This window comes from Amycolatopsis thailandensis (assembly GCF_042723255.1).
GTDB lineage: Bacteria > Actinomycetota > Actinomycetes > Mycobacteriales > Pseudonocardiaceae > Amycolatopsis > Amycolatopsis thailandensis.
In genome coordinates this window covers 1-10,836 of sequence record NZ_JBHXJK010000205.1, presented here as the reverse complement: position 1 = coordinate 10,836, position 10,836 = coordinate 1, and the positions used below count along the sequence as shown (strand labels likewise).

General features: G+C 68.4%; 12 protein-coding genes. 11 read left to right on the top strand and 1 reads right to left on the bottom strand.

Annotated features, from left to right (window positions below):
- Positions 1-101 precede the first annotated feature (101 nt).
- The 11 genes from ACFWMR_RS40565 to ACFWMR_RS40515 all read left to right on the top strand — a co-directional run bounded on the left by ACFWMR_RS40565 (position 102) and on the right by ACFWMR_RS40515 (position 10,397).
- On the top strand, positions 102-581 hold the full coding sequence (locus ACFWMR_RS40565; protein WP_378382229.1) for a YqeB family protein: 480 nt from the start codon (positions 102-104) through the stop codon (positions 579-581).
- Positions 578-1,234: a TetR/AcrR family transcriptional regulator gene (locus ACFWMR_RS40560; protein ID WP_378382228.1), complete on the top strand. Its 657-nt coding sequence runs from the start codon at positions 578-580 to the stop codon at positions 1,232-1,234. The genes ACFWMR_RS40565 and ACFWMR_RS40560 overlap by 4 nt, the downstream gene beginning before the upstream one ends.
- Positions 1,235-1,272: 38 nt before the next feature.
- Positions 1,273-1,770 (top strand): nucleotide exchange factor GrpE, encoded by a 498-nt coding sequence (gene grpE, locus ACFWMR_RS40555; protein ID WP_093934997.1) that lies wholly within the window; start codon positions 1,273-1,275, stop codon positions 1,768-1,770.
- Complete coding sequence (locus ACFWMR_RS40550) at positions 1,767-3,608, top strand: dynamin family protein (protein WP_093934998.1); 1,842 nt, start codon at positions 1,767-1,769, stop codon at positions 3,606-3,608. The genes grpE and ACFWMR_RS40550 overlap by 4 nt, the downstream gene beginning before the upstream one ends.
- Positions 3,605-3,919, top strand: a complete 315-nt coding sequence (locus tag ACFWMR_RS40545) for a hypothetical protein (protein ID WP_378277773.1) — start codon at positions 3,605-3,607, stop codon at positions 3,917-3,919. The genes ACFWMR_RS40550 and ACFWMR_RS40545 overlap by 4 nt, the downstream gene beginning before the upstream one ends.
- A 73-nt stretch (positions 3,920-3,992) precedes the next feature.
- Positions 3,993-4,715 (top strand): hypothetical protein, encoded by a 723-nt coding sequence (locus ACFWMR_RS40540; RefSeq protein ID WP_093935000.1) that lies wholly within the window; start codon positions 3,993-3,995, stop codon positions 4,713-4,715.
- Positions 4,716-5,122: 407 nt separating this feature from the next.
- Complete coding sequence (locus ACFWMR_RS40535; RefSeq protein ID WP_378382227.1) at positions 5,123-6,946, top strand: phosphoenolpyruvate carboxykinase (GTP); 1,824 nt, start codon at positions 5,123-5,125, stop codon at positions 6,944-6,946.
- Between the two features lie 83 nt (positions 6,947-7,029).
- Entirely contained in the window at positions 7,030-7,902 is an 873-nt protein-coding gene (locus ACFWMR_RS40530; RefSeq protein WP_093935002.1) for an LLM class F420-dependent oxidoreductase, read from the top strand.
- On the top strand, positions 7,899-8,504 hold the full coding sequence (locus ACFWMR_RS40525; RefSeq protein ID WP_093935003.1) for an ABC transporter ATP-binding protein: 606 nt from the start codon (positions 7,899-7,901) through the stop codon (positions 8,502-8,504). The genes ACFWMR_RS40530 and ACFWMR_RS40525 overlap by 4 nt, the downstream gene beginning before the upstream one ends.
- The gene (locus ACFWMR_RS40520) at positions 8,498-9,745 is read left to right on the top strand and encodes a hypothetical protein (protein WP_378382226.1); all 1,248 of its coding nucleotides are present in this window, start codon (positions 8,498-8,500) and stop codon (positions 9,743-9,745) included. The genes ACFWMR_RS40525 and ACFWMR_RS40520 overlap by 7 nt, the downstream gene beginning before the upstream one ends.
- Positions 9,746-9,821: 76 nt before the next feature.
- Positions 9,822-10,397 carry an EndoU domain-containing protein gene (locus tag ACFWMR_RS40515; RefSeq protein WP_093935005.1) on the top strand — a complete coding sequence of 192 codons (576 nt, stop codon included), beginning with the start codon at positions 9,822-9,824 and terminating at the stop codon, positions 10,395-10,397.
- Between the two features lie 98 nt (positions 10,398-10,495).
- Here the strand turns inward: ACFWMR_RS40515 and ACFWMR_RS40510 are convergent, their stop codons facing one another.
- Entirely contained in the window at positions 10,496-10,771 is a 276-nt protein-coding gene (locus ACFWMR_RS40510; RefSeq protein WP_093935006.1) for a helix-turn-helix domain-containing protein, read from the bottom strand.
- Between the last annotated feature and the right edge of the window lie 65 nt (positions 10,772-10,836).

The window sequence follows — 10,836 nt, the reverse complement described above, 5'->3', positions numbered from 1 at the left end:
ATGCGGTAGTTCGCGTTGCCAACTACCGCATCCAGAGGACGAAACGCGGCCTCGTGCACCCCGGATTGATAAACCGAGCGCTCGGTCTAATAATGGGCACCATGGAAACGATCGTCGACGAGCCCCAGTGGCTGCGCACCGCCTCCTGGCTCGGCTGCCCGCTGCTGGGCGCCGCCCTCGGCTGGTTCCTCCAGTCGATCTCGGGCTGGGTGGCCTCGCTGAGCTGGGTCCCGTTCAAGGGCCCGTTCCAGCTCGTCTCGGACATGCCCAGCCCCTGGGGTCTGGTCACCGGACTCGGCGTGGGCGTGGTCCTCGGCCTGGCGTTCGCCGCGGTCTGGGCGCACGAGCGGCTGATCGTCAAGGTGACGCCCACCCGCGTCACGCTGACCACCAAGGGCCGCAGCCGCGCTTACGAAGCCAAGCTCCAGGCGGTCTTCCTCGACGGCAAGGAGCTCGTCCTCCTCGCCTCGGACGGCCGCGAACTGGCGCGGCAGAAGGGGGACGTCGACCGTGAAGCCGTCGCCAAGGCCTTCACCGAGCACGGCTACCCCTGGCACGCGGAACCGCCGGCGGTGAAATGAGGACGGTCGACCCGGCCAAGCACGAGGCGAAACGCCGCGCCATCCTCGACGCCGCCGCGTGGTGCTTCTCGGAGAAGGGTTTCGAGAAGACCACGACGGCGGAGATCTGCCGTACCGCGGGGATCAGCACCGGCAGTCTGTTCCACTACTTCCCGAACAAGCGCGCGGTGTTCGTCGGCATCTTCGAGCAGGACGGCGACGAGACGGCGGCCCTGATCGCGGCCGCCCATGAGCTCGCAGATCCGTGGGAGGCGATCCTCCACGTCCTCTTCACCGTCTCCGAACAGCTCTTGAACCCGATGGCGGCGAGGCTCGTCCTGGAAGTCGCCGCCCAGTGCGCCCGCGACGCCGAGCTGGCCGAACTCGTCCAGGGCAACGACCGAGCCCTGCGTGACGCCCTGATCGGCTTGGTGAAGCGCGCGGTGGAAGCGGGCCGGATCGATCCCGGCCTCGACCCGAAGACGGCGGCCAGCTGGCTCGTCGCGCTGATCGACGCGCCGCTCTCCCGCGTGATTCTGGAGCCGGACCTCGACCCGGCCGCGGAACTGGCGGTGTTGAAGGTGCTTCTCATCAGATTCCTCCGCCCCGTTCTGCCGATTTCGCCCCCGGCGGGCGGCCGGGTGTCCGACACTGGTGAAATCTCCCCGGGCTGATCGGTCGGCCCGGGACACCAGTAACGGGGGTCGATTCGGTGGGTGCCTGGCTGCGCAAGAAGGCGGTCGAAGAGGAGAATCCTGACGACGTGCCGACCGGCCAGATCTCCGCGGTGAACATCGCGGCGATCATCGCCGAGGTCGACGGGGAGACTTCGCCGCCCGAGGGAACCGAGGCCGCCGAAGCCGCGTCGAACACCGATGTGGAGTCCACGACCACGGGTCCGGCCGACCTCGAACAGGCTCTCGCCGACAGGCAGGCGCTGATCCAGCTCTGCCTGTACGCCCTCGATCGCGCCCGCAGCGGCGGTGTCGTCGAGCGGCTCGAACACGGTCTCGCCGGGATCGGCGTCCGTGCCCTGCGTCCGGACGGCGAGCGGTTCGACCCCGCCGTGCACGAGGCGGGCGGCGCGGTCGCCACCGAGGACCCGGCGCTCGAAGGGCTCGTCGCGGAGACGGAGGTCGTCGGTTTCGCCGATCACGACCGCGTCCTGCGCGCGCCGATCGTCATCGTCTACGCGAAGAAGGCCCAGTGACCGCTCCGAGCGCGGCGGCCAACCTGCCGGCCCTCGTCAAGAGCACGCGCGAACAGCTCCTCACCGTCGTCCGCGAAGCCGATCCCCAGGCCGCGAAATGGGTCGAGGACATCCGGAAGGCGCGGCCGAAGAAGCCGTCGGTCGTGGTGGTCGGCGAGACCAACCGCGGCAAGAGCTCGCTCGTGAACGCGCTCCTCTCCATGCCGGGACTGTCCCCTGTGGACGCCGACGTCGCCACAGCGACGTACCTCGTCTTCGAGCACGCCGAGCAGTGGTCCGCGCAGGCCTGTTACCCCGGCCAGCTGGCGCCGGTGCCGATCAACCTCAACGACCTGATCCACTGGGTCTCGGCCGCGCACGAACTGCCGGAAGGGCAGATCCCGCCGCGCTATGTCGAGGTCTCCGGTCCGGTCCCGCTGCTCGAACGCGTGTCCATTGTGGACACGCCGGGCGTCGGCGGGCTCGACTCGATGCACGGCGAGCTGGCGAAGGAGGCGGCCGCCGGCGCCACCGCGCTGCTGTTCGTCGTGGACGCCTCGTCGCCGTTCACCGCGCAGGAGCTGCAATTCCTGCACGACATGGGCGAGCGCGTCGAGACCGTGCTGTTCGCCCTCACCAAGACCGACCAGTTCCGCGGCTGGCGCGAGGTCCTCGAAGCCGACCGGCGGCTGCTCGCCGAGCACGCGCCCCGGTTCGCCGACGCGGTGTTCCACCCGGTGTCCGCGCGCATGTTCGAGACGGCGGCCAAGGCCCCGAACGAGCAGATGGCGATGATGCTGCGCGAGAAGGCCGGGATCGCCGCGCTCCAGGGCGCGTTGCAGGAGATGCTGGTCGGCCGCTCGGCGATGCTGGGCGAGGCCAACACCCTGCGAGCGCTGTCGAGCGCGCTCGCCGAGCTCAAGGCGAAGGCGCAGGCGGAGAGCCGTGCGCTGTCCGCCGGCGAGGCCGAAGCGGAACAGCTGCGCCAGCGCCGCGACGACCTGAGCACCGAACGCCGGTCTTCGACCCGGGGCTGGCAGCTGAAACTGCGCGCCGAGATCCAGCGGACCCGCGTCGAGGTCGGGCACGAGACCAGCAGGCAGATGCGCGACGCGTCGACGCATTTCCGGCAGCGGATCGACGGCTCGAAGCGCGACGATCTCGCCGCGCTGCCCCAGCAGGTCGACATCGCGTTGCAGACGACGTCGCAGCGGATCTCGATGCTGCTCTCCCAGCGGCTCAACCAGGTCACCAACGTCGCGCTCGCCGAGCTGTTCTCGGCCGAGGAGCTCGACATCATCCGCGGTCAGTTCGCCAGGGCGGGCGGCCCGCCGGTCGTCCTGCGCCCGCCGGACAAGAAACCGCCGACGGCCGAGGACAAACTGCTCATCTTCATGGGGGTTTCCGGCGGTCTCGGCGCCGGGAAGGTCGCCGCGCTGCCGCTGGCGGGCGTCGCGATCCTGAACCCGGTGATCCTGCCCGCGACGATCATCATCGGCCTCGGCGCCGGCTGGTGGATGGCGCGGACCCGCAAGCACGCGTCGGACAAGCAGCACATGAAGCAGTGGCTGGTCGAAGCGATCGCCGACGCGCGGTCCACGTTGGACCAGCTCGTCGCGGAGCAGCTGATCGAAGCCGAACAGCAGCTGTCGATGGCGCTCGACGAAGCCCTGGGCCGCCGCATCGACGCGATCGAGGCGGAGCTGAAGGAAGTCGACAAGACGATCAAGATGGGCGCGCAGGAACGGGCGAAGAAGATCTCGATCGTCGCGAAGCGATTGAAGGACGTCTCCGACGGCCGAGACCGCGCCGAAGCCCTCCTCGGTCGCATTCGGTCACTGCGCGACAATCAAGCGTGACCTTTCCCCAGCGACCACAGCAGCCTTTCGGACAGCAGCCGCCACAGCAGCAGCCTCCGTACGGCCAGCAGCCCTACCCGCGGCAGCCGCCCTTCGGGCAGCAGTTCCCGCCGCCGGGACCAGCGGGAAGCCCGTTCCCTCCGCTGCCGCCTCAGAAGGGGTTTCCCGCGAAGCTGCAACGGCTGAGCGAGGCCGTTCGTGATCCGAGGCGCCGCAAGAAGCTGATCCTCGGAGTCCTGCTCGGCATCGTCGGGATTTTCGTCCTCGTCGTCGGACTGGTCTTCCTGATCGGTGTCGTCCTCACGAAGTAGCCACCGGAACCGAACGGGCCTACGGTGAGTCATAAGCTTCGACACACCAGCAGGTCAACGAGGGGGTTATCCCATGTGGGTCGACGAGAGCGGCGGCACGGACACCGAGGCGGGCTCCACGGAGGCGGTCACGGTCCACGTTGACGGCGAGGAGTACCAGGCCGAGCTCAACTACGACCTCGACAAGGACGGCGTCAACGACGCGGCCGTCATCCAGCACGACGACGGCACCGGTCAGGCGTTCGTCGACACCGACGGCGACGGCGAGGCCGATCAGTACGCGGTGCTCGACGAGAACGGCAAGGTCGTCCAGGAGGCCGTCTACGACGAGGCCTCCGGTGCCTGGGTCGAGGCCGGTGGCGGCGGCCACGACGACGGTTCGGACGCGGGCACCAGCGGCACCATGCACGCCGACATGCCCAGTGGAGACGTCGAGGTCGGCCCCGCGACGATCGACACCGACGGTGACGGCAATCCCGACACCGCCGTCGTCCAGACCCAGGACGGTCGCACGATCGCCTTCACCGACAAGGACGGTGACGGCAACGCCGACATCGCGGTGGAGACCGACGCCTCCGGCAACTCCAAGACCTACGAGCACACCGGACCCGGCCAGTGGACCGAGACCGGCAGCGGTGTGGTCAATGAGGACATCGGCTCGGCCTTCGCGAACACCCCGGCGGCCGCCGAGGGCGACCCCGCGGGCGACGCGGCCTGGGGCGGCGCGGGCACCGAAACACTCGAAGGAGTGGCGAAGATCGATTCCGCCACCGGCCAGTGGATCAGTCCCAACTAAATCCTGAAATGGACTAAACCAATAGAAGAATGGTTTAGTCCATTTCGATGGGCCAATTCGTGTAATCCTGGTCACAGAACAGCCCGGTACGAGACCTCGTGCCGGGCTTTCCCATGTCCGATTCGCGCTGCGGATGCCCCGAGGTTGTGCTTTCGATCACCGGAAGAATTTCTGCGTATGGCCCATTCCGGTGATACTGAATCGATTCCCTTATCGTTCTTGTGAGAGAACCGACAGGTCAGCTCTCGGTTACCTGCCGGTCATCCGGCTACTCTCGGGGAATCCCAAAACCTGCACACCGGTCTTCCCGCCGGTGTGCGAAGCCATTCGGTCGCCGGCATCGAAGCCCGCATCGGAACAGCGTCGTTCCCGATGTGGGCTTCTGCCGTCGGAAGTCAGGAGTAGAGATGACCGCAGTCGCCATCCCTGGACTGGAAAAAGCGCCGACGACGCACAGTGGCGTCCTGTCCTGGGTCCGGGAGGTCGCCGAACTGACCACTCCGGACCGCGTGGTGTGGGTCGACGGGTCCGACGAAGAGGCCGCGCGCATCAACGCCGAACTGGTCTCCGCCGGCACGTTCGTGCAGCTCGACGCCAAGCCCAACTCGTACTGGGCCGCCTCCGACCCCAACGACGTCGCCCGCGTCGAAGAGCGCACCTTCATCTGTTCGGATGACGAAGAAGACGCCGGTCCCACCAACAACTGGATGGACCCGGCCGAGATGAAGGCCACGATGACCGAGCTGTACCGCGGGTGCATGCGCGGTCGCACGATGTACGTCATCCCCTTCTGCATGGGCCCCCTCGGTGCGGAAGACCCCAAGCTCGGCATCGAGATCACCGACTTCGCCTACGTCGTCGCCTCCATGCGCGTGATGACCCGCGCCGGCAAGGCCGCGCTGGACAAGTTCGTCACCGAGGACGGCACCGAGCGCTCGTTCGTCCCCGCCCTGCACTCCGTCGGCGCGCCGCTGGAGCCGGGTCAGAAGGACGTCTCCTGGCCGTGCAACACCACCAAGTACATCTCGCACTTCCCCGAGACCCGCGAGATCTGGAGCTACGGCTCCGGCTACGGCGGCAACTCGCTGCTGGGCAAGAAGTGCTACTCGCTGCGCATCGGCTCGGTCATCGCCCGTGACGAGGGCTGGCTGGCCGAGCACATGCTGATCCTCAAGCTGATCTCGCCGGAGGACAAGGTCCACTACGTCGCGGCGGCGTTCCCGAGCGCCTGCGGCAAGACCAACCTCGCGATGCTCCAGCCGACCATCCCCGGCTGGCGCGCCGAGACCCTCGGCGACGACATCGCGTGGATGCGGTTCGGCGAGGACGGCCGCCTGTACGCGGTGAACCCCGAGTTCGGCTTCTTCGGCGTCGCGCCGGGCACCGACTGGCACACGAACCCCAACGCGATGCGCACCATCGAAAAGGGCAACACGGTCTACACGAACGTCGCGCTCACCGACGACGGCGACGTCTGGTGGGAGGGCATGGGTGAGAAGCCCGCGCACGCCACCTCCTGGAAGAAGCAGGACTGGACGCCGGAGTCGGAAGAGAAGGCCGCGCACCCGAACTCGCGCTACTGCACGCCGATGTCGCAGTGCCCGATCCTCGCGCCGGAGTGGGACGACCCGCAGGGCGTGCCGATCTCGGCGATCCTGTTCGGCGGCCGCCGCAAGACCACCGTTCCGCTGGTGAACGAGGCCCGCGACTGGCAGCACGGCGTGTTCATGGGCGCCACCATGTCGTCGGAGACCACCGCGGCCGCCGCCGGCGCGGTCGGCAACGTGCGCCGCGACCCGATGGCCATGCTGCCGTTCCTCGGCTACCACGCCGGTGACTACTTCAAGCACTGGCTGGACCTCGGCAAGAACGCCGACGCGAACAAGCTGCCGAAGATCTTCTACGTCAACTGGTTCCGCCGTGGCGACGACGGCCGCTTCCTGTGGCCGGGATTCGGCGAGAACTCGCGCATCCTGAAGTGGGTCATCGACCGCGTCGAGGGCAAGGGCAACGCGAACGAGACCCCGGTCGGTTTCGTCCCGTCCGCCGAGGACCTCGACACCGACGGCCTCGCGGAGCCGCTCGCCGACATCCAGGCCGCCCTGGACGTCTCGGCCGACGAGTGGCGCAAGGAACTGCCGCTGATCGAAGAGTGGTTCGAGAAGATCGGCGACAAGGTCCCGTCTTCGCTGCGTGACGAGCTGGACGCGCTGAAGCAGCGCCTCGGCTAGTACGAGCACCGGAGCAAATCCTCATCCCCAGGGTCGTTCCTGGGGATGAGGATTTACTCTTTCGCGCTGGGTAACGTGGGCGCATGGTCAAATTCGGCGTCAACATGGTCGTCCCGGACACCCGGGCCGCCTGGGTCGGCAAATGCCGCAAGGCCGAGGATCTCGGCTTCGACGTCATCGGCGCGGCCGACCACCTCGGCATGGCACCGCCGTTCCCGGCGCTCGTGCTCGCCGCCGAGGTGACGAGCCGCCCGCGCCTCAACACCTTCGTCATCAACACCGCGTTCTACAACCCGGTGCTGCTGGCCCGCGACGTCACCGGCACGGACCAGTTCACCGAGGGCAGGCTGGAGCTCGGCCTGGGGGCCGGCTACGTGAAGGCCGAATTCGAAGCGGCGGGGATGGAGTTCCCCCGCGCCGGAAAGCGCGTCGACCACCTCGAAAACACCATCAAAGAGCTCAACCGGCTCTATGCCGACGAAAAACACAAACCGCCCACGGTGCAGAAGCCGGGCCCGCCGCTGATGATCGCGGGCCGCGGCGACAGGTTGCTCACGCTCGCCGCCGAACACGCCGACATCATCGGGTTCACCGGCACGGCGGCCGTTCCCGACGGCGGCGCGCTCGTACCCGATGACGCGGCCGGCATCGAAGAGCGGGTGGATTTCGTCCGCGGGAAACTGAACGGCCGCGAAGCCGAATTCAACATCCTCCCGCACTTCATCGCCGTGGTCGAAGACCGGCAAGAGGGGCTGGAGAGCCTGCGGGAGCTGCTCGACGGCAAGCTCACGGTCGAACAGCTCGCCGAACTGCCGACCGCCCTGGTCGGCACGCACGAGCAGATCGCGGAACAGATCCTGGCGCATCGCGAGCGATTCGGCTTCGGCTATTTCACCGTGCTGGAGCACAACATGGACGCGTTCGCGCCGGTGATCGAGTTGTTGCGCGGCCGATGATCGACGTACGCGGGCTCGGTGTCCAAGCCGGGGAGCACTGGTTGTTCGACGGCCTCGATTTCGAGGTCGAGGCGGGCGAATGCGCGGTCATCGTCGGCCCGAACGGGGTCGGGAAATCGACGCTGCTGCGGTGCCTTTACGGGACGCAGGCCGCGCAGCGGGGCCGGGTCGTCGTCGCGGGCGGAAAGCCCGATGAACGCGATGTCTCCTTTCGCCGCAAGGTTTCCGTGTTGTTCGACGATTCCGATTTCTTCGCCGAATTGACCCCGCTCCAGCATCTCGAATTGCTGGAGGGTTCGTTCGGAGCCGATCTCGGCGACCACGAGGCTTTGCTGGCCGACGCGGGATTGTCCGAACGCGCGAAGGTCACCGCGGGCAAGTTCTCGGCCGGGCAGCGCCGTCGGCTGCTGCTCCTCGGCGCGACGGCGCGGCCGCACGACGTGCTGCTGCTCGACGAGCCCGAACGGGCGCTCGACGTCGCCGGGAAGGAATGGCTGACGTCGCTGATCGCGCGGTCGACCAAGGCCGGGGCGGCCGTCGTCGTGGCCACGCACCATCCCCCGCTGCTCGAAGCGGCCGACTCGACCCTCGAGTTGTGGTGAGCACCAAAGCCCCCACGCGTGTTCCGGGACGACAGCGATTCGGCGGGCTGCTCAACGGGGACTACCAGACTTTCCTGGCGCTGTTCGGTTTCGGCGCGTTGTTCACCGCGTTCGAGAACCTCCCGAAGCTGCGTTCATTCCTTTTCGGACTGTCCGCTGTGGACTTCCCGGCGGTGTTCGGTCTGCTGGTCGTGCTGTGCGCGATGTTCTGGCGCAGCCTGTTGCGCCGCGGTTTCGTCTGGGCCGAACCGGCGGCACTGACGTGGATGGACTTCGCGAGCGTCGACAGGCGCCGCGTCGTCGTGAAGCGGATGTGGACCCTTTGGCTCGGGCTGGTCCTGGTGGTCGGCTACACGGGGGTGCTGGTCACCGCGATCGGTGGCGGGTCGAAGGACGTATGGATCGCGATGTCGGCGCTGACCGCGTCCGGGGCGATCCTGGCGGCCGTCACCGCGCGGCGGACGGCGATCCGCGGGGAGACCGCGGGGCCGGTCGTGCTGGCGCTGGCCGGGCTGGCGGTGGCCGCCGCGGGGCTGGGCCCGATCGCGATCGAGGTGCTGGCCGGGGTGCTGTTTGTCGTGGCGGTGGCGGTGGCCTTCGGCGGCGAGCCGATGTCCGGGGTCGGGCGCCAGGAACTCGTCGACGGCTGGAACGCGCGGCTGCTGCGGGCGATGGCCGCGGTGTTCATGGATCCGATGCTGCTGATCCCGGAGTCGAAGCCGGTGCCGTGGCTTTCGCTGCGACCTCCGACGACGCTGCGGCTGGCGTTGGCCGGGGTGTTCGGGCGCCTGCGTTACGCGTCGGCGAGCGTGGTGATCGCGTGCCTGGTGGGTGTCGGGCACCTGGCCTTCCCCGCCGTTCCGCCGGGACCGCTGTTCGCGGTCGGCGCGTACGCGGCGCTCGTGCCCTTCGTCGGCGGGCTCGGTGAACTGCGGCGCAATCCCGGCCGCAGGCGGTGGCTCGGCGCGTCGGACTGGGAGTTGCGGCTGGTCAACGGCCTGGTGGTGGCCGTGCTCGGCCTCGGCTGGGGAGTGCTGCTCGGCTTGGTGACGCTGACGCTCGGGGTGACCCCGGCGTGGCCGGTGTGGCTGGGTGTCCCGCTCGCCGTGGTCGCCGCCTTGCGGACGGCGACCCGGCCGCCGATGAACTACGACGTCAGCGGCGGCGGCGCGGCTCTCCAGGCGATGCGGGGCGTCGACGTGCTGGTGGTCGGCTCGGTGCTGCTCAGCGTGATCGGCTGAGGTCACCCGTTCCCGCGTTCGGATCATTCGGATAGGCCGAACGCGGGTTACCCTCGATGCGACGAAAGGAGCACGAGTGGGCGGCGGGCACGCACCGGGAAACGGGCGGCGGGCGACCAGCGAGTTCCCCGTGGGCTGGACCGACGAGCAGATCATCGCGGTGATCAAGGACGTCGCGAACGATCCGAGTGAACCGCGCCGCAGACAGTACAACGGCCGCTGGCGCTGTGCCGGCGAACGGTACGGCGTGCATCTGATCGTGCTGGTCGAGGACAACGGCAACGTCAAGACGGGCTACCCGGTCGCAGGCCCCGGCGTGGTCCGCAATCCCGACACCGCGGCGGATCCGGCGAACCCGACCGTCGCCGACCTCGCCGCCGGCCGCATCAGCTTCTTCGGCGACAGCCTGCTCGACCAGCTCGGCAACCGCGTCGCACCGGACGTCCTGGCCTTCTATCGCACCCTGCACTGGTCGGGCGAATGGGAAGAACTGGCGGACGTCCTCGTCGCGCACGCGATGGCCGAGAACCTGCGGCTCTCCGTGGACGAATACGCGACCCTGGAAAGCCTGCTGAACAGCTTCGACCTGCCGATCGACGGCTTCCTCTACCTGAACGACCGGGCCCACGCCCTGGCCACCCTGCACCCCTGACCCGCGTGATCCGCCCCCAAACACGCGAGTCCCGTGCTCAATCACGCGAGTTCCGTGCTCAATCACGCGAGTGCGGGTTCTGATCACGCGAGATCGGCCTAACTCGCTTCGGCGACGTCCTCGGCACTGCCTTCGGCGACCGCCCTCAGCGTGTCCAGCGGCAGTCCGACGGCGTCCGCGAGCGCCATCACTGTGAAGAAGGCGGGCGTCGGGATCCGCCCGGTCTCGATCTTCCGGAGCGTCTCCACCGAGATCCCGGCCTCCGCCGCGACCTCGACCATGCTCCGCGACGCCGACGCGCGCGCGTCCCGGAGCGCCAGCCCCAGCCGCTCGCCGCGTTCGCGTTCCTCGTCCGTCAACGGCACTCGCACCATGGGTCCAATACTAATACCGGCCCCGTTGGTCGTGGGGGGGGGGTAGGGGTTGTAGCCCCCAGACG

What these genes read in the sequence shown, in the direction of transcription:
- ACFWMR_RS40510 (WP_093935006.1), bottom strand. Translation starts at nt 10,771, where the DNA reads ATGGTGCGAGTGCCGTTGACGGACGAGGAACGCGAACGCGGCGAGCGG.
- ACFWMR_RS40530 (WP_093935002.1), top strand. Translation starts at nt 7,030, where the DNA reads ATGGTCAAATTCGGCGTCAACATGGTCGTCCCGGACACCCGGGCCGCC.
- ACFWMR_RS40540 (WP_093935000.1), top strand. Translation starts at nt 3,993, where the DNA reads ATGTGGGTCGACGAGAGCGGCGGCACGGACACCGAGGCGGGCTCCACG.
- ACFWMR_RS40560 (WP_378382228.1), top strand. Translation starts at nt 578, where the DNA reads ATGAGGACGGTCGACCCGGCCAAGCACGAGGCGAAACGCCGCGCCATC.
- ACFWMR_RS40525 (WP_093935003.1), top strand. Translation starts at nt 7,899, where the DNA reads ATGATCGACGTACGCGGGCTCGGTGTCCAAGCCGGGGAGCACTGGTTG.
- ACFWMR_RS40535 (WP_378382227.1), top strand. Translation starts at nt 5,123, where the DNA reads ATGACCGCAGTCGCCATCCCTGGACTGGAAAAAGCGCCGACGACGCAC.
- ACFWMR_RS40565 (WP_378382229.1), top strand. Translation starts at nt 102, where the DNA reads ATGGAAACGATCGTCGACGAGCCCCAGTGGCTGCGCACCGCCTCCTGG.